The organism is Ralstonia psammae, from assembly GCF_958405935.1.
Taxonomy (GTDB): Bacteria; Pseudomonadota; Gammaproteobacteria; order Burkholderiales; family Burkholderiaceae; genus Ralstonia; species Ralstonia psammae.
Genome location: NZ_CATZBU010000007.1, coordinates 1 through 22153, shown reverse-complemented (window position 1 = coordinate 22153; position 22153 = coordinate 1). Strand labels below are relative to the sequence as shown.

Genomic DNA, 22153 nt, shown 5'->3' with positions numbered 1-22153 from the left:
CGGGATCAGTCAGCGCGGTCCGTGCGCAGCGGGCCGTACTCGATCGGCACCCACGCGAAGGCGTTGCCGTCGCGGCGCACGTGCCCCAGCCCCGGGAACGGCAGATGTGCACCGGCCACCCAGAGCTTGTCCCGCGCCGCTTCTGCAAACAGCTTGCGGCGCGAGGCAACGGCCGCTTTCTTGTCGACGTCGTATTCGAAAGCGACCTCGGGGTGCTGGAACTGCACCGCGTGGCTGTGGACGATATCGCCCCACACCAGCAGGCTGTGCCCCTTCGAGGCAAACAGATAACCGCTGTGCCCCGGCGTATGCCCGTTGGCGACCACCGAGCGTACGCCCGGCACCACCTCGTCGCCCGGCTTGAACTGCTTGAGCTTGCCAGCCGCCGCATACGGCGCCACCGAGTCGCGCGCCATCTTGAAGAATGGCAGCATGTCGTTCGGCTTGGACGCGGCAATCGTTTCGCTCAACCAGAAATCGGCTTCGGGCGCGGCCACATACACCTGCGCATTCGGAAAGGCCGGCTGGCCTTGCGGCGTCACGAGGCCACACGCGTGGTCCGGATGCAGGTGCGTCAGGAGCACGGCGTCAATCTGCTCGGGCTGGTAGCCCGAGGCACGGACGTTTCCGGGCAGGCCGCCCATCGTGGGGCCAAAGCAGATGCCCGAACCCGTATCGACGAGGATGCGCTTGGCGCCCGTGTCGATCAGGAAGCCGTTCACCGCCGTCTGCATGCCTGGCGTGTTCGATACAAACATCCGAGCCAGCAGACTCTGCACTGATTGCGCATTCAGGCCGAGCAAGGTCTTGGCAGGCAGATCGGTGTAGCCGTCGTAGAGGGCAGTCACAACGTCGTCGCCCAGCGCCATGCGGTAATAGCCTGGCACCTGGGTGCGTTGTTGCGTAGCGGCGGTGGTAACAGCGGTGGCGGCTGCGGCTGATGCTGCAGTTTGGGCGTGGGCGAATCCGATGGACGCTGCCATCGCGGCGGCCACGGCGGCAGAGGTGAGCAAACGCATGTCTTGGCTCCTGGAAAAGACCGCTGCCCCGGTGCAGCGGCGCAGCGGCGCAGCGGCGCAGCGGCGCAGGCCGGATCATGCCACTGCCCCAGCACATTGCGTTGCCGCCATTGGCGACAGGGGTATTGCCCAGAGAAAAATACGGCCCGCAAAAAGAAACAAGGCCCGACATGCCGGGCCCCTGCTTCAGACCAATCGACGGCGGCTGCGCAACCGCCCGTCAACCGGGTACGCGCTTACTGCACGTGGAACTTCGGCGTCGACACCACCGTGCCGCTCACCGTGCAGTCGGGCGTGAGCAATGCGTTGGTGAACGTGAGCGACGAGTTCGGATCGTTCCAGGCGGTCACGACCTTGCTCGGGCCACAGCTGCCCAGCAGGAACACGCTGACCCCCGCGTTGTTGATCGACAGCTGGGTGGTGCTGTCTGCCTGGCCGGTCCACGGGGTCGTTCCCGAGATGAGGCCGCACGTCCCGCCGCCGGTAAACGATGTAGACGTGATGTTGACGATGCCCGAAGGCGTGATCGTGCCGGTGAAGGTCGCTGTGCAATTGGCGCTGATGGAGCCCTTGGACAACGTGGTCTGGCCGGTCACCGAGAACGGCTCGCCGTTCGGGTTCATGGCTTGACCATCGACACGCGAAACGGTGACGGCAAGTGCGGGTGTGGCTGCTACGGTGGCAAGTGCGAGTGCAACTGCAAGAGATACGACTTTACGTGTGCTCATTTATTGCCTCACTAGAACTGACGGTAGAAACCGCCTTCAGAATGCGGCGCAAACCGGTTCCCGCTCGATTCACGCCGCGCCGATTAGCCAGGCGCAGACAGCCGACCGGCTAAAACTTGTACGACACCCCTACGAACGTGATGATCGGATTGGCCTTGAGCGTGGTCTTGGTGGTGGCCAGCGTGGTACCGTCCGCCGCCTTGATGACGGTCGCCGCTTCGGTCTTGAGCGGCAGGTACGAGACCGTTGCCGTCAATGCCCAGCGCTGGTTGATCGCATAGCTCGCACCCAGGTTGAAGATCGGCGCCCACGAGGAGGACGATTTCCCTTCGACATACGTCGGCCCCGGCTTGCCCGCCCCCGCTGCCAGCACGCTGCCCAGTTCGCGATTCACTGCCGCCGCAAAGTACGGGTTCAGCTCGATATTGGTAAAGAAGCTGTAGACCACGCCCACGCCCACGAACGGACGGAACTGCGATTGCGCGTGCCCGAAGTACCACTGCAGGATGACCCCGGGGCTCCATTGCCGCGCCTTGCGCACGGCCGGCTGGTTGGACGGATCGTCCAGATCGACGTGGCCGAGTGCGCCTGCGGGGCCCGGCGCGCGGATCACGCCATGCCCCGTCAGCTTGAATTCGGGCGGCACGCCGGCAATCGTGGTCAGCGCAATGTTGTCGGTAAAGAAGTGCGTGAGCGTCAGGCCCAGCGTGTTGGCGTTGCTCACGCGCAGCCCGCTGTTGGGCGATGTGAAGCTGCCCGGCAAGCGCAGCGGATCATTGATCGGCGCATTGATCACGCTGGTGGTCAGGTTGTTGCTCGAGTCCTGCGGCATGATGTGGAACCAGCCCACCGTCGCGACGTTGTCACCGGCCTGCTGCGCCATGGCACCTGCGGATGCGCAGGCCACCACCAATGCGACAGTCAGTTGTTTCATGATGCTTCCTCCTGTTGTTCTGAGCGGAGCGCGGTCGTTTGTGCCGCGCCCCGTGGCGTGTTATTCCGGAAACGTCACTGCACGAAGGCGCCCACGGTGAAGTACGGGTTCTTCGTATCGCTCATGTCCAGGAAGCCGAAGGTCTTGCCGGTGAAGATCAGCTTGCCCGTCGGGGCCGAGCCCGCCGGTGCGCTCGTCTGCGTGGTGCGGATCACGCCCGGGACGGTCTGCGTGAAATCCAGGTTCAGCGGTCGCGCCAGCGCTGCCTGCGATGCGTTGAACGGATCGAGCATCGTGGCCTGCGTACCCACCAGCGCCGTGGCGCGGTAGTTGAACGTGCTATCCACACCCGTGTATTCGCCGTCTTGCGAGCCCTGCGCGATGTTGCCAACCGGCGCCATGATGGAAATGCCGGACTCGTCATCCGCCACCGGCGGCCCGGCGGTCAGATCGGAGTTGGCCGCTCCCACGCGGATGAAGATCGGCACGAGCTGGCCATAGAGCCTGCCCACGATCATCACGCCCTTGCCCGCCTTGGTCGGATCCAGCGACGACACCGTTGCCGGCACCTGCGGCTGATAGTTCAACGTGGTGAAGGCCGGCGCATCGCCGCGCAGCGTCAGCTTCTGGTTGACCGTCGCGCTTGACGTCAGGCACGCGCCGCCGTTCTTCACGCCCAGGTTGTCGCACTCGGTGTAGGTGCCGTCCGCGTTGATGGTGAATCGCGCATCGACCGCCTGCTGCGAGAAGCTCTGCGACGGCACCTGGTGGTAGCCGAGCTGGTTGTAGTTGCCCGCGATCTTGTTCAGGTCGGTCTCGGTGTTCGAAAAGCTGATGAACGGGTAATACGGGAACGTGGTCTGCGCAATCTTGCCCACGCCGACAATGCCGTCGAACTGGATCGTCGCTCCCGGAATCGTGCCGCCCAGCACACCCTGCCCCAGGAAGAACCGCGCCGGACGGCTCGGATCAAGGCTGGCGTTATTCAGGCGGAACGCGCACTGGTTCAGCTTCTCGGTCGGAAGCGCCGTCTCTTGCGTGAGCGTGCCGGTCTGCACGTTGTTGGGCGCCGTATCGCGCGTGGGCGCAACGGTGCCAGTCTTGACCGGAATCGGTGACGCCAGGTACGTGATCTGGTACGTCATCTTCGTCGTGTCGAGCTGCACCTTCACGAGTTCGCCCGAACCCGAGCCGCCGGTGAACACGGTGTTGTAATCGATGGCCTGCGGACACAGGCGTTGGATCACCGGAGCCGGCGAATCATCTCCGCCGCCTCCGCATGCTGTCACCATCGGCGCGCAAGCGAGCACGACCAACCATTTACGCCATTGCATTTGCGTCTCCTCCATGTTGTTGTTCAGCCGCGGCAGCGCAGCGTGCACAGGTCACGCACGCCGCCGCATGTGGTTTCGTTGCTGCGCGCCTCACTGGACGAATGCGCCGACCGTGAAGAACGGGTTGTACTTGTTGTTGTTCATGAGCATTGCGTACACATTGCCCACCTTGACGGCCACGCCCGTGTCGCCCGCCTTGAACAACGCAACGTTGCCGCTGGCGCCCTGCGCGTTGAAGTCGTTCTGCGCCGTCACGATCAACTTGCCCGGCGCGCTTTGCGTGTAGTCGAGGCCGAACTGCGCCGTCACACGGGAAGTGAGCGGGTTGATGAAAGCCGCGGCGCCGTTCTGGAACAGCGTGGAGGTGTAGTTGGCGGCGAGCGTCGACACGGCCGTGCCATCGCTGCAATTGCCGGCATTGGCGTGGAAGAAGCCACCGCTGAAGGAGCCCGACAGCTCCGGGTGATCGACCGTCGCGTTCAAGCCGTTGCCGCTGGCAGGCGCACCGCTCGGGCCGTTGTTGGTGACCACGCCGCAGGCCGAGCCGCTGGTTGCCCCAACGTAGCCGCCCTTGAGCGCGTTGGCCGGGATCGCCGTTGCCGGCGACAGGATCGAGATGCCAATCTGGTCGTCCGCCACCGAAGCCAGCAGGTTCGTCGCGTCGCTATGCGAATAGCCGACGCGGATCATCACCGGCACCACCTGCCCGTTGAGCTTGCCGGCAATCAGAATGCCCTTGGCTTGGCTCGGCGCCAGCAGCACCAGCGGCGAGACTTGGCCGACATACGGATACGGCACGCTGCTGCTGGTCGGGTTGCTGACAAACACGTTGTCCTGCGAGCCATCGGTGTTCTGGCGCAACGTCCACGGTGTGCCTGTCGTGTGGCATGAATAGTCGATGCCTTCCGACGTACACGAGCCGTCCGCATTCAACGTTTGCGTCCAGTTGACGGCGTCAGGTTGCCAGCCTTGCGGCGCCGAAGTCTGGTTGCCCGAGCCCGTGGGCGTTACGTGCACGCCGACCTGGTTGTAGCGCCCTGCGACCTGCGAGAAATCCGTCACCGTTTCGGAGAAGCCGAGGAACGGATAGAAATCAAACGTTCGCGAAGGCACTGCGCCAATCACCACGCCGGGAATCGGCTGGATGCCGGCGAACTGAATGGTCGCCCCAGGAATGCCGCCCCCCACGATGCCCTGGCCGACAAACAGCATCGGCGGGTCTTGTGGATTGACGGTGATGGCGTAGCTGTTGTCGGCCGTCTTGCCCGACTGCAGCACGAAAGCGCAGCGGTTCTGCTCGGGGGTGGGCAAGTTGGTTGGATGGACGAAGGTACCGTCGATGGTCAACCCCTTGCGGGTCGTATTGATCTGGCCCGCCGAGGTCGGCACCGACGACTCCAGGAACTGCATCTGGTACGTGTTCTTGCTCGTGTCGAATTTGACCTTGATGTACTCGCCGCTGCCCGAGCCGCCGGTGTACGTGGTCGTGTAATCCAGCGCGGCCGGGCACAGACTGGTCGGCGTGCTGGGCGTGGTGTTCGCTCCGCTGGGTGGGCAAGAGCTGCCCGAGCACTGGGCCACATCTGACGAGCCGGGGTCGTCCGCCCCGCCGCACCCGCCAATAAACGGCATGGCAACCATGCAACTGGTTGCCATGACAACAAAAAGATGACGTCGACTACCCATGGTTGTCTCCTCACGTTTTGGAACTTGTTGTGTTTTGGGCCGGCGAATGTGTGCAACAGCCGGTCAATACCCCGTCTGCCGGCGAACGACAGCCGACAGCGCACGACCTGCCCCGTCGGCAGATCGACCTGCAAACCACAAAGAAACGACGGACGTGCTTTGGGCGCGTTACCCGACGGTCAGCCGGGTATCACGCAGATCGGCTGGGTGCCGATCCCAAAAACAATCGGGGTCATGCTGCTAGCGTGGCCGAGCCTCGCCACCGCTGCTGCAGTGACGACGATGGCGATGACGCGCGTGGGCACGCGCAGAAGCGGAATGCTGGAATGGCCCGTTTTTGAATGCGTAACATCCTGTGTCTCCGAAGGGTACGCTACTGGCTATTTACTTATCGTTATGGCCGAAACTATGGTCTGCCCAGAGTATGAAGTAAATAGAGATTTCATTCAAAACACGGTACGCAATCCCCCGCACAAGCAGGCGCGGCGCGGTTTGGCAGCTTTTCAAACGAGGGAATGAAACCCGTTTCGTTTGAAGCGTTTTAAACTACCCCCCCTCTGGTGGGGGAATGCCGGCGCAATGCTGTTATTCAATTATGTCGAAATGAATATATTTCGTCGGGAGCATGCGCAGTAGCAAAATACGATCCCGAGACAGTCACGCGCGCAAGACAAGAGAAAGCCGCCACATAAAAATGGCCCACGAACGCGGTGAAGGAAAAAAGAAAAGGCGGGAGAAGAAGGATGGTGGGCCGGGTGGGATTCGAACCCACGGTGTCCTTTCGGAGGCGGATTATGAGTCCGCTGCCTGCAACCAGCACGGCGTCCGGCCCTGGAACACGAGAAAAAAAGAGACCCGGCGCTTAGGCCGGGCCTCGTGCAGGATTTTACCTGAAAGTGGGCGCAAGCCCACTCGGAAAATCGCCTGCTTCGCTACAGAATCAGCTTCCTTCGAGGAAGCTCTTCAGCTTGTCCGAACGGCTCGGATGGCGCAGCTTGCGCAGTGCCTTCGCCTCGATCTGACGGATACGCTCGCGGGTCACGTCGAACTGCTTGCCGACTTCTTCCAGCGTGTGGTCGGTGCTCATTTCGATACCGAAGCGCATGCGCAGCACCTTGGCTTCGCGCGGCGTCAGCGAGTCGAGCACGTCCTTCACCACACCGCGCATGGAACCATGCAGCGCCGCTTCGGCCGGGGCCAGCGTGTTCGTGTCCTCGATGAAATCGCCCAGATGAGAGTCGTCGTCGTCCCCGATCGGCGTTTCCATGGAGATCGGCTCCTTCGCGATCTTCATGATCTTGCGGATCTTGTCTTCCGGCATCTCCATCTTCTCGGCCAGCGTTGCCGGATCCGGCTCGTTGCCGGTTTCCTGCAGGATCTGACGCGAGATGCGGTTCATCTTGTTGATCGTCTCGATCATGTGCACCGGAATACGGATGGTGCGCGCCTGGTCGGCGATCGAACGCGTGATGGCCTGACGGATCCACCACGTGGCGTACGTCGAGAACTTGTAGCCGCGACGGTATTCGAACTTGTCCACCGCCTTCATCAGGCCGATGTTGCCTTCCTGGATCAGGTCGAGGAACTGCAGACCGCGGTTCGTGTACTTCTTGGCGATCGAGATCACCAGACGCAGGTTGGCCTCGGTCATCTCTCGCTTGGCCTCACGGGCGCGGCGCTCGCCTTCCGACATCTTGCGATTGACGTCCTTCAACTCGGTCAGCGGCAGCACCACGCGTGCTTGCAGGTCGATCAGCTTCTGCTGCAGTTCGTGCACGGCCGGCACGTTACGCTCGACGATGGTGCTATACGGCTTGCCGTCAGCCACCACGGTCTCGATCCACTTCAGGTTGGTCTCGTTGCCCGGGAAGCGCGCAACGAAGTCGCCGCGCGGCATCCCGCACTTATCGACCACAATGTTCAGGATGGCCCGTTCGAGCTTGCGCACTTCGTCCACCTGGCCTCGCAGCGTGTCGCACAGGCGCTCGACGTTGCGTGCCGTGAAGCGGATCGTCATCAGCTCGGCCTGGATGGCCTCCTGTGCCTTCACGTAAGGCTTGGACTTGTAGCCTTCCTTCTCGAACGCACGGCGCATCTTGTCGAACTGCTCACCGATCACACCAAACTTGATCAGCGCAGCCTGCTTGAGCTCTTCGAGCTGACGGGCCGAAGCTGCGGCAGCGCCGGCACCTTCATCGTCCTCGTCTTCCTCTTCGTCGCCCTCTTCTTCGGCCTCTTCTTCCTCGAATTCCTCTTCTTCCTCGGCAGCAGCAGCGGCCTCGGCTTCAGCGTTCGGGTCGATCAGGCCGTCGATGAATTCGTCGATCTTGGATTCATCGTTGGCGACGCGCTCGCCCATGGCGAGGATTTCCGAAATGGTGACCGGGCAGGCCGAGATGGCCATGACCATGTCTTTCAGGCCGGCTTCGATGCGCTTGGCGATTTCGATTTCGCCTTCGCGCGTGAGCAGCTCGACCGTGCCCATTTCGCGCATATACATGCGCACCGGGTCGGTCGTGCGGCCGAATTCGGAGTCAACCGTCGACAGCGCGGCTTCGGCTTCTTCTTCAGCCTCTTCTTCCGTGGTCACGGAAGGCGCGTTGTCGTTCAGGAGCAGCGTTTCGGCGTCCGGAGCCTGCTCGTACACGGCAACGCCGATGTCGTTGAGCGTGGCGACCAACGTTTCCATCGACTCCACGTCGACCATGTCGTCGGGGAGGTGGTCGTTGATTTCGGCGTAGGTCAGGTAGCCGCGCGATTTGCCCAGCTTGATCAGCGCCTTGAGCTTCTGGCGGCGGGCCTCAAGCTCTTCTTCCGAACCGCCTTGCTGCGAGGCAGCGAATTCCTTGAGCAGGGCTTTTTCCTTGGCCTTGCGGTCACGGGCCTTCAGCTTTTCGGTTTTCGGTGCCGGAGCGGCGGGGGTGTCAAATTCTTCAGTCACGTCCGTGCTGCTGTCGTCGTCTGCCTGCGTCTCTGCCTTGGGCTTGCGGCCGCGCTTTTTGGGCTCGGCTGCTGCCTCGGCGCGGGGCGCAGGAGGAGTTGTAGGGGTGGCCCCTGCCTGGGCGATGCGCTTGGTGTCTTCCGCGGTTGCCTTGGCTGGCTTGGCTGCGGTGCTGGTACGAGCGGTACCCGTCTTGGTTGCGCCTGCGCTGGCTGGGGTCTGCTTGCTCTCGACTTCGGTAACTTTCGATTTCGCCACGGTGGTTGTCTTGCCCTTGAGTGCGACGGAAGCGGCTGTGCCGCCAGGTCTGGCGCTCGTGCTCATCGACGTCGAGACCTTGCCTGAGGTTGAAGATTGGATCGCGCCCTTTGTGCGCGCTGTCGGTTTGACAGTCTTGGCGGCGACGGTGATATCGGCGGTCTGGCGCGGCTGGGTTTTCCCCGTCTTTGCCGGCGCAGTGGCCTTAACTCCTGTCGATCCCGCCTGCCCCATATGGGTCCGACCATTCGCGACTTTCGCCGTTCCCGCTGTAGTCTTTCCTCCTCCCGAGCCGCGCGCCGATGAGGATCGCGTGGCAGAAACAGAAGCAGGACTGGCCTTGGAACCGGCCTTCGCGGAGGTCTTCACCTTCACCATGGGCACGCTCACTCCCCCAAAAATGGGAAAAAGGACTTGCAATCCAAACCGGTTATTGTAGCACGCCCGACTAAGCCGGTCTAAACGAAAATCGGGTTTTCGCCTGAAAAATCAAGGGGCTACCCGCAATTGCCCGCCCCGCTTGGAGCTTGGCTCTGCGGCCTATGCGCTACACGAGCTGCCGACGGCGGCTGATTTCGCCCACCAGCCAGCGCATGCGCTCCTTGTCGTCGTCGCCGGCATGGCCGGCTTCCATCTTGCGCTGCAACATCTCCAGCTCGCGTTTGAGTGGCTCGGCGAGCATCTTTTGCACGGCAGTATCGAATTCGGACGTGGCCGGCTCCAGCTCAATGTCGTCCTGGAGCACGGCGGGACGCAGCCCGGCAAAGGCTTCGGCATAAGCGGTCTGCCCCAGACGCTCGACAAAGGCGCCGAAGTGCACTTCCGGCCCCACAGCATCGCATTCGGCCAGCAACCCCGCCAATACCTCACCTTGGGGCAATTGCGGCGCAGTCAACTGGGTGCGGGCATCGGCGTCGAGCCGTGCGGCCAGTGCGGGATAGCGCATGAGCAGGCGCAGTACCTTCTGCTCCAGCGCCGTGGGTGCGGTGCGCGCCACGCGGGGGCGCTTCTGCGTCATGCGGCCCGCTTGGGCCGGGTCGCTGCGCAGACCGCACAGCGCTTCGATGTCGGCAGGGGTGGTGCCGGTCATGTCGGCCAGCCCGCGCACGATCTGCAGGCGCAGGCCGCCGGCGGGCATGGCACTCAGCAGCGGCTTGGCTTCGTATTGGGCGCGGGCACGGCCCTCGGGCTGACGCAGGTCGAGCTCTTCGGTCACGGCCTGCAGCAGGAAGCGTGACAACGGCATCGCGTTGTGCACTTCGCGGGCGAAGGCCTCGGTGCCTTCTTCTCGCACGAAGCTGTCCGGATCGTGCTCGGAGGGCAGGAAGAGGAACTTGATCGTCTTGTTGTCGGTGGCGTGCGGCAGGCAGGCTTCGAGCGCCCGACGTGCGGCGCGGCGCCCGGCGCTGTCCCCATCGAACGAGAAGATGACGGTATCGACCTGCCGCAGCAGCTTCTGCACGTGGATCGGCGTACAGGCCGTACCCAGCGTGGCCACCGCATTGGCAAAGCCCAGTTGGGCCAGCGCGACGACGTCCATGTAGCCTTCCACGACCAGAACGTAGTCGAACTCGCGGATGGCGTTGCGCGCCTCGAACAGGCCGTACAGCTCGGTGCCTTTGCTGAACAGCGGCGTTTCGGGGGAGTTGAGATATTTCGGCTCGCCCTGCCCCAGTACCCGGCCGCCAAAACCGATGACCACGCCCTTGGTATTGCGGATGGGGAACATGATGCGATCACGAAAGCGATCGTAGCGGCGGTGCGAGCCATCGGCGCCGGTCTTCTCGCTTTCGATGACGAGGCCGGCTTCGATCAGCGGCCCCGCAGTGGCGTCTTCGCGATACGGACCGAACACGGCTTCGAGCGATTGCCAGTCGTCCGGCGCATAGCCGAGACCGAAGTGCGCGGCGATCTCGCCGGTCAGGCCTCGGCCCTTGAGGTATTGGATGGCGTTGGGCGCGCTGCGCAATTGCTTGCGGTAGTGATCGCACGCGCGGGCCATGACGTCGCCCAGTGCAACGGTCTTGGCTTGCTGTTCGGCGCGAGCGGCGGGCGGCAAGCCACCGCGCTCTTCGGGGACCACCATGCCAACGGACTGCGCGAGATCCTTGATGGCCTCGACGTACGATTGCCCCGAAAACTCCATCAGGAAGCCGATGGCCGAGCCGTGCGCGCCGCAGCCGAAGCAGTGATAGAACTGCTTGGTGGGCGACACCGAGAACGACGGCGACTTCTCGTTATGGAACGGGCACAGCCCCATGAAGTTGGCGCCGCCCTTCTTCAACTGCACGTAACGGCCCACCACGTCGACGATATCGACGCGGTTGAGCAGGTCGTCAATGAACGGCTGCGGGATCACGCGGGGTGCGCCCCTTGGAAGCTTCGAGTGTGGAAAGGATTCAGGCGCCGGCCAGGGCGGCCTTCACGCGTGCCGAGACCTGCGTCATGTCGGCGCGACCGGCCAGGGCCGGCTTGAGGATGCCCATCACCTTGCCCATGTCTTGCGGGCCCGAGGCGCCGGCCTTGGCCACTGCGTCACGCACCGCGGCGTCGACTTCGGCCTCCGACAGTTGCGCGGGCATATAGACCTGCAGCACGGCCACCTCTGCCGTTTCCTTGGCGACGAGATCGTCACGGCCGGCTTGCTCGAATGCGGTGATGGAATCCTTGCGCTGCTTGAGCATCTTGTCGATCACAGCCAGCACGGCAGCATCATCCAGTTCGATGCGCTCGTCCACCTCGCGCTGCTTGATTGCAGCCTGCAACAGGCGGATCGTGCCCAGACGATCCGTTTCCTTGGCGCGCATGGCGGCCTTCATGTCTTCCGTGATCTGTGCCTTGAGGGACAACTGCGACATTCCGAACTCCGATAAACGGCAAAACCCGCTTGGGCGGTTGGCCCAGCGGGTTGCAAACTTGGAAAAATGGATCACTGATCGTAGCACAGAACCCAAACAGTTCCAGGACCGATCAGTGGGGGTCAGCGGGCGGAGGCAGCCTCTCCTGCCGCCACGCCCGAGGCCCACGCCCACTGGAAGTTGTAGCCGCCAAGCCAGCCCGTCACGTCGACCACCTCGCCGATGAAGTACAAGCCGGGCGCCGATTGGGCTTCCATGGTGGCAGATGACAGCGCACGCGTATCGACCCCGCCGCGCGTCACTTCGGCCTTGCGATAGCCTTCACTGCCGGAAGGCGTCAGCTCCCAGCGGTTGAGCGCGCCGCCCAGTGTGCGCAGCACCTTGTCCGGCAACTCGGCAATCGGCGCCTGCGGGTTGGCACCGTGCGTGGCGCACCACGCCTGCGCGACGCGTTCGGGCAGGCGCTGCGCCAGCACCGTCCCGAGTTGCTTGCGTGAGCCCGATTTCTCATCGCACAACCACTGCGCGGCGTCAGTGTCCGGCAGCAGATCGATGGCAAGCGGCTGGCCCGAATTCCAGAAACTGGAGATCTGCAGCACCGCCGGACCCGACAGGCCGCGATGGGTGAGCAGCAAGTCTTCGCGAAACGTCGTAGCGCTGCCCTTGCGACCGCTCTTGCCCGGAGGTTGCGCGACGGTCACGTCCACTTCCATCGACACGCCCGACAACGCCGAGAACGGCGCCCAATGCTCGGCATTGAAGGTGAGCGGCACCAGCGCCGGATGCGTCTCAACGATCTTCAACCCAAACTGCCGCGCAATGCGATACCCGAAATCCGTCGCCCCGATCTTGGGGATGGACAGGCCGCCCGTGGCAATCACCACCTTGCTGGCGACAATCTCGCCCGCGCTGGTCGACAGTCGGTAAGCCTCGCCGTCCTTGCCCACTTCAGCGATCGAGCAGCCGGTTCGCCAGGTCACGTTGCCCTTCTCGCACTCGGCTTCGAGCATGCGGATGATGTCCTCCGCGCTGTCGTCGCAAAAAAGCTGGCCCTTGTGCTTCTCGTGATACGGAATGCGATAGCTGGAAACGAGGCGGATGAAATCCTGCGCCGTGTACCGCGCCAGCGCCGAGCGGCTGAAGTGCGGGTTGTTCGACAGGTAATTGGCCGGCCCAGCGTTGACGTTGGTGAAGTTGCAGCGCCCGCCGCCCGAGATGCGAATCTTCTCGGCCAGCTTCGTCGCGTGATCGATCAGCACCACGCGTGCGCCGCGCTGCCCGGCCACGGCAGCGCACATCATCCCGGCCGCGCCCGCGCCGATCACCACTACATCGCACCGCATCATGATGGCTGCGCCGCCCTATTCTTGAAGAAACCGCGCATTTTAACTTGTGCTATCTTCGGCGGCCTTCCCATTGCAATTCTTCACGCCCGCTTGCCATGCTGGTCCTCGGCATCGAATCCTCCTGTGACGAAACCGGCGTCGCCCTGTACGACACCCATACCGGCCTGCGCGCGCACGCGCTGTATTCGCAGATCGCCATGCACCGCGAATACGGCGGTGTGGTGCCCGAGCTGGCCTCGCGCGATCACATCCGCCGCGTGATCCCACTGCTGGAAGAGGTGCTCGGCAAGGCGGGCGCCACCCGCGCGGACATCGACGCCATCGCCTATACGAAGGGCCCGGGGCTGGCCGGCGCGCTGCTGGTGGGCGCCTCGGTAGCGAACGCGCTGGCGTTTGCGCTCGGCAAACCGCTGGTGGGCGTGCATCACCTCGAGGGGCATCTGCTCTCGCCGTTGCTGGAGACAGAGCGGCCTGAGTTTCCGTTCCTGGCGCTGCTCGTCTCGGGCGGGCATACGCAGTTGATGCGCGTCGATGCCGTCGGCCAGTACACGCTGCTCGGCGAGACGCTGGACGATGCCGCCGGCGAGGCCTTCGACAAGACCGCCAAGCTGCTCGGCCTCGGCTACCCGGGCGGCCCCGCCGTTTCGCGCCTGGCCGAGTTCGGCAACCCTGGCGTGTTCGATTTGCCTCGGCCGATGCTGCATTCGGGCAATTTTGATTTCTCGTTCGCAGGCCTGAAGACCGCGGTGCTCACCCAGGTGCGCAAGCTCAACCTGACCGACAGCGAGACCTGCTACCAGCCGCGCGCTGACCTCGCCCGTGCGTTCGTCGACGCCATCGTCGAAGTGCTTGTCAAGAAGACTCTGCGCGCCGCACGCGAGCATGGCCTCAAGCGCATCGTCGTGGCCGGTGGTGTGGGCGCCAATCGCCAGTTGCGCGATGGCCTGAACGCCGAGGGCAAAAAGCGCGGCCTGCGCGTCTACTACCCCGACCTGCAGTTCTGCACCGACAATGGTGCGATGATCGCCTTTGCCGGCGCGATGCGGCTGCAGGCTGACCCCACCCAGGTGCAGGACGGCTACAGCTACGGCGTCACACCACGCTGGGATCTCGAAGACATCCGCATCCAGCAAGCATGAAAAAAGCCGCTCGATTGAGCGGCTTTCTGTTTAGGCACGAGGCACGTCGATTACTGATCGGTGCGCTTGTCGCGCTCGATCAGCGCATAGGCGCTGTGGTTGTGGATCGACTCGAAGTTCTCGGCTTCCAGCGTATAGGCGACGATGCGGTCGTCCTGGTTCAGGCGCATGGCGATATCGCGCACCAAGTCTTCCACGAACTTCGGGTTTTCGTACGCACGTTCGGTCACGAACTTCTCGTCCGGGCGCTTGAGCAGGCCCCACAGTTCGCACGATGCTTCTTCTTCGGCCATGCGGATCAGCGATTCGACCGGCGTATCGGCCGCCAACTCGGCGTCGATCGTGATGTGCGAGCGCTGGTTGTGCGCGCCGTACTGCGAGATCTTCTTCGAGCACGGGCACAGGCTCGTCACAGGCACCAGCGCCTTGACGCGGACCTTGGTGTGGCCGTCGCGCACTTCGCCAATCATCGTCACCTCATAGTCCATCAGCGACTGCACACCCGACACCGGGGCCGTCTTGCTGACGAAATACGGGAAGTGGACTTCGATGCGGCCAGCGTCGGCTTCGAGCTTCTCCAGCATCTTTTCCAGCAGAAGCTGGAATTGCGCCAGATTCAGCGGCTCGCGCTCTTCTTCCAGCAGCGCGACGAAGCGCGACATGTGCGTGCCCTTCTGGTCGGCCGGCAGATGCACATCGAGGTTGTAGGTGCCGACGGTGTTCTGCACGCCCGACGGCGTCTGCAACGACATCGGGTAACGCACCCCGCGCACGCCAACGCGCTGAATGGGGATCTGGCGGGTATCGTGGCTGGACTGCACGTCCGGCATCGCGAAAGCCGGGTTCATATCGTTCATGATCGGTTTCCTTTACGGTCGCCCGGCCATCGCAGTCGGCCGGTACGCAACGAGTGTGAAACCGCGGAACCTGGCTGACGGTGACCACCCCTCAAGTGATCGAATCGGCCCATCCCGCGACTGCGCACACATTCACAAATAAGACTGGCGGAGTGTAAAAGAAATTTCCCACCTCTGCAGTCAACTACTCAATCCCGCGGACGCAATGCGGGTGATTGATTCTGCCTATGGCTAGAAGCCGAAAGTGATTCAGGCGACGCGCGGTGCCACCGCACGCGGCTGTACGGCAAAGCGCTCGCGGATGGAAGCGAGGATGCCGTTGGCATCCAGCCCGCATTGCGCCAGCAGCGCGGCGTGATCGCCGTGATCGACAAAGCGATCGGGCAGGCCGAGTTGCAGCACTGGCGTTGCGACACCGGCGGCAGCCAGCGCTTCCAGGCAGGCGCTGCCGGCGCCGCCCATCACGCAGCCTTCCTCTACCGTGACCACGTAATCGTGCGTGCGTGCCATTTCCAGCACGCAGGCCACATCGAGCGGCTTGACGAAGCGCATGTTGACGACGGTCGCGTCCAAACGCTCGGCCGCTGCCGAAGCCGGGGCAACCATCGAACCGAACGCCAGAATCGCTACGCGCTGTCCTGCCGGGGCCGTGGAAGCGCGGCGCACCTCAGCCTTGCCCAACGGCAGCGGCTCCAGCGTTGGCTGCACAGCCACACCCGTGCCGGCACCGCGCGGATAGCGCACAGCGGCCGGGCAGTCCTGCGCGAACGCCGTGCTCAGCAGCTGGCGGCATTCGCTCTCGTCGGCCGGCGTCATCACCACCATGTTGGGAATGCAGCGCAGGTAGGCAATGTCGTAGGCACCGGCGTGCGTGGCGCCGTCGGCACCGACCAAACCCGCGCGGTCCAGCGCGAACACCACCGGCAGATTCTGCAGCGCCACGTCGTGGATCAATTGGTCATAGCCACGCTGCAGGAACGTCGAATAGATGGCAACGACGGGCTTCAGCCCCTCGCACGCCAGGCCGCCGGCAAAGGTCACGGCGTGCTGCTCGGCGATGCCGACGTCGTAATAACGATCGGGAAAGCGCTGCTCGAACTCCACCATTCCGGAGCCTTCGCGCATGGCCGGCGTGATACCCACCAACCGCTTATCGGCCGCCGCCATATCGCACAGCCATTGGCCGAACACTTGGGTGTACGTCACCTTGGCGGGGCGCCCGGAAGGCTTGATGCCCTCCTGCGGATTGAACTTGCCCGGGCCGTGATAGAGGATCGGGTCGGCCTCGGCCAGCTTGTAGCCCTGGCCCTTCTTGGTGACGACGTGGAGGAACTGCGGGCCACCGCCTTCGCGCGCGCGCTGGCGGATGTTCTGCAGGGTCGGCACGAGCGATTCGAGATCATGCCCGTCGATCGGGCCGATGTAGTTGAAGCCAAACTCCTCGAACATCGTGGCCGGCACGAACATGCCTTTGGTGTGCTCCTCGAAGCGCTTGGCGAACTCAAGCACCGGCGGCGCCACCGACAGCAGCTTCTCAACGCCCTTCTTGGTGGCCGCGTAGAACTGCCCGCTCATCAGCCGCGCGAGGTAGCGGTTCAACGCCCCCACCGGCGGCGAGATCGACATGTCGTTGTCGTTCAGCACGACCACCAGCGGCAGGTCTTTATAGACGCCCGCATTGTTCATCGCCTCGAAGGCCATGCCGGCGCTCATCGCGCCGTCGCCGATGACGGCAATGGCGACGCGGTCTTCACCGTTGGTCTTGGCGCCCAGGGCCATGCCCAGCGCGGCCGAAATCGACGTGGACGAGTGCGCCGTGCCGAACGTGTCGTACGGGCTCTCGCTGCGGCGCGGAAAGCCGGAGATGCCGTCCAACTGGCGCAGCGAGCCCATCTGGTCGCGGCGGCCAGTCAGAATCTTGTGCGGATAGCTCTGGTGGCCGACATCCCACACGATGCGGTCTTCCGGCGTGTTGAAGACGTAATGCAGCGCGATGGTCAGTTCGACCGTGCCCAGGTTCGACGACAGGTGGCCGCCCGTTTGAGAGACGGAATCGAGCACGAAGGCGCGCAACTCGTTGGCCAGCGGCCCGAGTTGGCGGCGGTCCAGCCGGCGCAGGTCGGCCGGATCGTCGATGGTGTTCAGGAGTTCGTACGTCATGTGGGACCGCCGCTCAGGCGTTTTGGCAAAGACTTCTACCGTCTATGCAATGGTTGTTCAGTGGCCACGCCGCACGATCAGGTCGGCCATCTCGGCCAATCGAACGGTACGGACTTCGCCCAGTTCGCGGGCCAGTCGCGCGACCGCCGCACCCGCTGCGGCGTGCAGCTCATCGGCCAGTGCCCGGGCCTTGTCCAGCCCGAGGATGGACACGTAAGTCGGCTTGTCGTTAGCCTCGTCCTTGCCGGCGGTTTTGCCCAGCGTGGCGGTATCGGCCGTCACGTCGAGGATGTCGTCGACCACCTGGAACGCGAGGCCGACAGCACCCGCATAGGCATCAACCTGCTCCAGGGCAGCGGCATTCACTCCAGCACAGAGCGCACCCATCCGCAGGCTTGCCCGCAGCAACGCACCGGTCTTCATGCGGTGCATCGCTTCCAATTCGCCTTGCGACAGCGCAATGCCGACGCTTTGCAGATCAATCGCCTGACCGCCCGCCATGCCCAGCGAACCGGAGGCGCGTGCCAGTTCACTCACCAGCACCGCCCGCGTTGCCGGGCTCACCGCACCCAGCTCAGCCAGCACGATGAAGGCCTGCGTCTGCAAGGCGTCCCCCACCAGCAGGGCCGTCGCTTCATCATAGGCGCGATGCACGGTGGGGCGGCCGCGGCGCAGGTCGTCGTCGTCCATGCAGGGCATGTCGTCGTGGACCAGCGAATAAGCGTGGATCATCTCCACCGCACAGCTCACGCCGTCAAGCGCCTCGGGTGAGGGGTCACCCATCGCACCGGCGGCATGTGCCAGCAATGGGCGCACACGCTTGCCCGCACCCAGCGTGGCGTAGCGCATGGCGGCATGCAGACGTTGCGGCGAAACGGTTTCGGCCGGCAGCGCGCGCTCGAGCGCGCCTTCCGCCCGCGCGACAACGGACGCCATCCATTGGGCGAAATCACTCATGCGTCGCCCTGCTCGTTCGCGTTGCTGTCGTCGCCCAACGGCTTCAGGGCATCGCCATCAAGCACGCGCACTTGCTGCTCGACGCGCTCCAGCACCTGCTGGCAGTACTTGACCAGTTCCGCCCCGCGTCGATACGCCGCAAGCGAGGCCTCCAGCGGCAATTCACCGGATTCCATGCTGGCAACGAGGGTTTCGAGTTCAGCCATGGCCGCTTCATAGGAAGCCGGCGGAGCGGAAGGCGTGGCGGACGCGCTGCTGGAGGCGTCGTTTGAGGCACGGGGCATGCCGATTGCGAATCAGAAAAGGACAATCTGCCATTTTACGGCAATTCCGCGTGCGTTCTGCGCACATGCCGCAAGGCGTGGGGTAGCGGGTTGCGGCGGCAAGGTGGGGCATCGTCGATCTGAGGGCCGAATGGCCGGAGGCGGAAAGGGTTCGAAAATCAGGGACTTATCAATTCCCCTGGGGTACAATCCCCCCCTTTCCTCCAAAGGCCGGGCCGGTGTACGCCGCTCCGCACGATGGTTTGGGTCTGTTGGCCCATTGAACGTATGGTCGTTGGCCCAAGCGGGGGCCAGCAAGCGCTCGTTTCCTACCTCAACAGACCCTAGGCCACCTGCCAATGGCGTCCTTTCCCAAATCGATCTTGTCGATGGTTGGGTTGTTCACTGCTTTCACCGTTATTGGGAGTGGGGATAATGTCCAATCTCAGCGCAGCACTGAATCTAGTGCCGTCTGAAACCCAGTTGCCCGTCTCTGCTTACTTCGACGAGGCGCTGTATCAAACTGAAATCGAACGTCTGTTCAAGCATGGCCCCGGTTACGTCGGCCATGAGTTGATGGTCCCGGAAGTTGGCGACTATCACACGCTTGCCGCCGAGGCCGAAGGCCGCGTGCTGGTGCGCAACCCGAACGGCGTCGAACTGCTTTCCAACGTGTGCCGGCATCGGCAGGCCATCATGCTCAATGGGCGCGGCAATGCCCAGAACATCGTGTGCCCGCTGCATCGCTGGACGTACGACCTGCAGGGCGACCTGCTGGGCGCACCGCACTTCGAGAAGCAACCTTGCGTACATCTGTCGCGCTCGCCGCTGCAGAACTGGAACGGCCTGCTGTTCGAGGGCAAGCGCGACGTGCGCAACGACCTCGCCCGCCTGGGCGTGGCGCGCGATCTCGACTTCTCCGGTTACATGCTCGACCACGTCGAGGTGCACGACTGCAACTACAACTGGAAGACCTTCATTGAGGTGTACCTCGAGGACTACCACGTCGTGCCCTTCCACCCGGGCCTCGGCCAGTTCGTTTCGTGCGACGACCTCGAATGGGAGTTCGGCGAGTGGCACAGCGTGCAAACGGTCGGCATTCACGCAGGTTTGCGCAAACCGGGCTCGCCTACGTATCAGAAGTGGCACGACGCCGTGCTGCGCTTCAACAATGGCGAGATGCCGAAGTACGGCGCAGTGTGGCTCACGTACTACCCGAACGTGATGGTCGAGTGGTATCCAAACGTGCTGGTGGTCTCGACGCTGCATCCGCTGGGCCCGACCAAGACGCGCAACGTGGTCGAGTTCTACTATCCGGAAGAGATCGTGCTGTTCGAGCGCGAGTTCGTTGAAGCCGAGCGCGCCGCCTACATGGAAACGTGCATCGAGGACGACGAGATCGCCGAGCGCATGGACGCCGGGCGCCTGGCGCTGCTCAAGCGCGGCACGAGCGAAGTCGGCCCGTACCAGTCACCCATGGAGGACGGCATGCAGCACTTCCACGAGTGGTATCGACGCGTGATGAACTACTAAGCGACGACTGAAGGTAGGCATCTGCCGCCTTCCGCGTCACAATAGGAACGGTGCAGCCCCCAAGGGCCGCACCGTTTTTTTTCGCCCCCTTCCTCGCCATGCCTGCCGATACTGCAACCGCTGCTCAGACTGCCGCCCAGGCGGCCGACAGCTCTTCTCGCCAATCGCTGTGGATGATCCTCGCCGCATTCGCCTTCTCGGCAATGGGCGTGTGCGTAAAGCTGGCCTCGGCGCACTACAGCACCGGCGAGATCGTGTTCTACCGCAGCGTGATCGGCATGACTCTGATGGGCGCCATCCTGGCCAAGACAGGCGCTGGCATCCGCACGCCCTACCTCACGGCACACATCAAGCGCAGCGTGTTCGGGGTGACGTCGCTGCTGCTGTGGTTCACGTCGATCAGCCTGCTGCCGCTGGCGACGGCCATGACGCTGAATTACATGTCGCCGGTGTGGATTGCGTTGATCATCGGCGCAGGTGCGGCAATGGCCGGCAAAGCCGCCGGCGCCGACAAGAAGATGGTGGCTGCGATCCTGATGTCGTTTGTCGGTGTGCTATGCCTGCTGCAACCGAGCGTGGGCAGCGGGCCATCCCAGCTTGCCGGCGGCATGATCGGGCTGGTGTCCGGCGTGTTCACCGCCCTCGCCTATGTGGAGGTCCGCCAACTGGGCGACCTGGGTGAGAACGAGGCACGCATCGTGTTCTACTTTTCCTTGGTGAGCGCAATTGCCGGCGGCGTCTGGATGCTGATCGGCGGCGCGCAGCCGCATACGTGGCACAGTGCCGGCCTGTTGCTGGCGGTCGGGCTTCTGGCCACGCTGGGCCAGACCGCCATGACGCGGGCCTACAAGCGCGGCAACACGCTGTTGACTGCTAACCTGCAATACGCCGGCATCGTCTTTGCGAGCGGGTGGGGTATGTTGCTATGGGATGACCACCTGAATGCGCTGTCGTGGGCAGGCATGGCGCTCATTATCGGCAGCGGCATCGTGACCACCGTCATGCGCGCCCGTCAGTCGGGCACCGAGCACCCGACGCCACAGACCGCCGTGGCCGGCCCGGAAGCCGAGATTCACCCGGAAGTTTGATCGACCCTGGAGATTGCCGCCATGAGCGAACGCGCTCACTACGCCACCCTCATCACCGCACCGCAACTGGCCGCATTGCAGCAGAGCGCGCCCGAAGCGGTGGTCGTCATCGATTGCAGCTTTGACCTCGCCAACCCCGCCGCGGGCCGCGATTCCTATCACGCCAGCCATGTGCCCGGCGCGTTCTACATGCACCTCGACAACGAACTGTCGGGCCCCAAAACCGGCACCAACGGCCGCCACCCGCTACCCGATGCGGAAGCACTGGTCGCGCGCCTGCAGGCGCTGGGCGTGAACGACGACACGCAAGTCGTCGCGTATGACCGCCAGGGCGGCATGTACGCCGCGCGCCTGTGGTGGCTGCTGCGCTGGGTCGGCCATGCCGATGCGGCCGTGCTCGATGGCGGCCTGCAGGCCTGGGAAGCCGCACACTTCCCCGTCGACCAGATCGTGCCCGAAGAACCGCAACTCAACGCCACGCCCGGCAACATCACGCGCAAGCCATCGCTCGTCCAATTGGTGACCGCCGACCTCGTGCAGAAATACCTGGGCCACGCCGACAAGCCCGTCGTCGATGCCCGCGCCCCCGACCGCTACCGTGGCGAGAACGAAACGCTCGACCCCGTCGGCGGTCACATCCCGGGCGCACGCAACCGGTTCTTCCGCAACAACCTGCAGGCCGATGGCACTTTCAAGCCCGCGGAACAGTTGCGCGCCGACTTTACAGGCGTGTTGGCCGGCGCCCGACCGCAAGACGCGATGCTGCAATGTGGCTCGGGCGTGACCGCATGCCACAACGCATTGGCCATGGAGATCGCTGGCCTGACGGGCGCCGCGCTCTACGCCGGCTCGTGGAGCGAGTGGTGCAGCGACCCATCACGCCCGGTGGCGACAGGGCCGAATCCGTAATCTGCGAATCTCGCGCGCAGCAAAAAGCCCGGCATCGACCGGGCTTTTTTTCGGTTCATCGAGTAATACCGGGGAACGCGGCGCGGATCTTGAGGAAGAAGTATTCCTCATCGCGGTACCCATAAGCCCGACGTTTGATGACC

General features: G+C 63.8%; 18 protein-coding genes and 1 tRNA gene. 5 read left to right on the top strand and 14 right to left on the bottom strand.

What is annotated here, in order from left to right; all coding sequences use genetic code 11:
- Nucleotides 1–5 precede the first annotated feature (5 nt).
- From R2N16_RS15380 to rpoD, 7 genes are all read right to left on the bottom strand, one after another.
- Nucleotides 6–1019 (bottom strand): MBL fold metallo-hydrolase, encoded by a 1014-nt coding sequence (locus tag R2N16_RS15380; RefSeq protein WP_316666611.1) that lies wholly within the window; start codon nt 1017–1019, stop codon nt 6–8.
- Between the two features lie 236 nt (nt 1020–1255).
- Nucleotides 1256–1747, bottom strand: a complete 492-nt coding sequence (locus tag R2N16_RS15375) for a hypothetical protein (protein ID WP_316666610.1) — start codon at nt 1745–1747, stop codon at nt 1256–1258.
- Between the two features lie 109 nt (nt 1748–1856).
- A complete protein-coding gene (locus tag R2N16_RS15370) occupies nt 1857–2681 on the bottom strand; it encodes an OmpW/AlkL family protein (protein WP_316666609.1) in 825 nt (274 codons plus the stop codon).
- Nucleotides 2682–2755: 74 nt separating this feature from the next.
- Nucleotides 2756–4015, bottom strand: a complete 1260-nt coding sequence (locus R2N16_RS15365; protein ID WP_316666608.1) for a DUF2957 domain-containing protein — start codon at nt 4013–4015, stop codon at nt 2756–2758.
- A 90-nt stretch (nt 4016–4105) separates the two neighbouring features.
- Complete coding sequence (locus R2N16_RS15360) at nt 4106–5701, bottom strand: DUF2957 domain-containing protein (protein WP_316666607.1); 1596 nt, start codon at nt 5699–5701, stop codon at nt 4106–4108.
- A 744-nt stretch (nt 5702–6445) separates the two neighbouring features.
- A tRNA-Ile gene (locus tag R2N16_RS15355) sits at nt 6446–6533 on the bottom strand.
- Between the two features lie 108 nt (nt 6534–6641).
- Nucleotides 6642–8966, bottom strand: a complete 2325-nt coding sequence (rpoD, locus tag R2N16_RS15350) for an RNA polymerase sigma factor RpoD (RefSeq protein WP_316666606.1) — start codon at nt 8964–8966, stop codon at nt 6642–6644.
- On the opposite strand from rpoD, the gene R2N16_RS15345 reads away from it, so the two are divergent.
- Nucleotides 8959–9339 (top strand): hypothetical protein, encoded by a 381-nt coding sequence (locus R2N16_RS15345; protein WP_316666605.1) that lies wholly within the window; start codon nt 8959–8961, stop codon nt 9337–9339. The two genes, rpoD and R2N16_RS15345, sit on opposite strands and share 8 nt — an antisense overlap.
- A 108-nt stretch (nt 9340–9447) precedes the next feature.
- Here R2N16_RS15345 and dnaG read toward each other — a convergent pair whose 3' ends face one another.
- The 3 genes from dnaG to R2N16_RS15330 form a co-directional block, all read right to left on the bottom strand.
- Nucleotides 9448–11259: a DNA primase gene (gene dnaG / locus R2N16_RS15340; RefSeq protein WP_316666604.1), complete on the bottom strand. Its 1812-nt coding sequence runs from the start codon at nt 11257–11259 to the stop codon at nt 9448–9450.
- 40 nt (nt 11260–11299) lie between these two features.
- Nucleotides 11300–11749, bottom strand: a complete 450-nt coding sequence (locus R2N16_RS15335) for a GatB/YqeY domain-containing protein (RefSeq protein WP_316666774.1) — start codon at nt 11747–11749, stop codon at nt 11300–11302.
- A 131-nt stretch (nt 11750–11880) separates the two neighbouring features.
- The gene (locus tag R2N16_RS15330; protein WP_316666603.1) at nt 11881–13104 is read right to left on the bottom strand and encodes a BaiN/RdsA family NAD(P)/FAD-dependent oxidoreductase; all 1224 of its coding nucleotides are present in this window, start codon (nt 13102–13104) and stop codon (nt 11881–11883) included.
- Between the two features lie 95 nt (nt 13105–13199).
- On the opposite strand from R2N16_RS15330, the gene tsaD reads away from it, so the two are divergent.
- Nucleotides 13200–14243 carry a tRNA (adenosine(37)-N6)-threonylcarbamoyltransferase complex transferase subunit TsaD gene (gene tsaD, locus R2N16_RS15325; protein WP_316666602.1) on the top strand — a complete coding sequence of 348 codons (1044 nt, stop codon included), beginning with the start codon at nt 13200–13202 and terminating at the stop codon, nt 14241–14243.
- A gap of 50 nt (nt 14244–14293) precedes the next feature.
- Here the strand turns inward: tsaD and folE2 are convergent, their stop codons facing one another.
- The 4 genes from folE2 to R2N16_RS15305 all read right to left on the bottom strand — a co-directional run bounded on the left by folE2 (nt 14294) and on the right by R2N16_RS15305 (nt 18501).
- Nucleotides 14294–15100 carry a GTP cyclohydrolase FolE2 gene (folE2, locus tag R2N16_RS15320; RefSeq protein ID WP_316666601.1) on the bottom strand — a complete coding sequence of 269 codons (807 nt, stop codon included), beginning with the start codon at nt 15098–15100 and terminating at the stop codon, nt 14294–14296.
- 249 nt (nt 15101–15349) lie between these two features.
- On the bottom strand, nt 15350–17260 hold the full coding sequence (gene dxs, locus R2N16_RS15315; protein ID WP_316666600.1) for a 1-deoxy-D-xylulose-5-phosphate synthase: 1911 nt from the start codon (nt 17258–17260) through the stop codon (nt 15350–15352).
- 57 nt (nt 17261–17317) lie between these two features.
- Nucleotides 17318–18217 carry a polyprenyl synthetase family protein gene (locus R2N16_RS15310; RefSeq protein WP_316666599.1) on the bottom strand — a complete coding sequence of 300 codons (900 nt, stop codon included), beginning with the start codon at nt 18215–18217 and terminating at the stop codon, nt 17318–17320.
- Nucleotides 18214–18501, bottom strand: coding sequence for an exodeoxyribonuclease VII small subunit (locus tag R2N16_RS15305; protein ID WP_316666598.1), 288 nt, complete (start codon nt 18499–18501; stop codon nt 18214–18216). Before R2N16_RS15305 ends, R2N16_RS15310 begins: the two co-directional genes overlap by 4 nt.
- 414 nt (nt 18502–18915) lie before the next feature.
- Here R2N16_RS15305 and R2N16_RS15300 point away from each other — a divergent pair, with 414 nt between their 5' ends.
- From R2N16_RS15300 to R2N16_RS15290, 3 genes are all read left to right on the top strand, one after another.
- Nucleotides 18916–20013 (top strand): aromatic ring-hydroxylating oxygenase subunit alpha, encoded by a 1098-nt coding sequence (locus R2N16_RS15300; protein ID WP_316666597.1) that lies wholly within the window; start codon nt 18916–18918, stop codon nt 20011–20013.
- A 98-nt stretch (nt 20014–20111) separates the two neighbouring features.
- The gene (locus R2N16_RS15295) at nt 20112–21101 is read left to right on the top strand and encodes a DMT family transporter (RefSeq protein ID WP_316666596.1); all 990 of its coding nucleotides are present in this window, start codon (nt 20112–20114) and stop codon (nt 21099–21101) included.
- A 21-nt stretch (nt 21102–21122) separates the two neighbouring features.
- On the top strand, nt 21123–22010 hold the full coding sequence (locus R2N16_RS15290) for a sulfurtransferase (protein ID WP_316666595.1): 888 nt from the start codon (nt 21123–21125) through the stop codon (nt 22008–22010).
- The last annotated feature ends 143 nt before the right edge of the window (nt 22011–22153 follow it).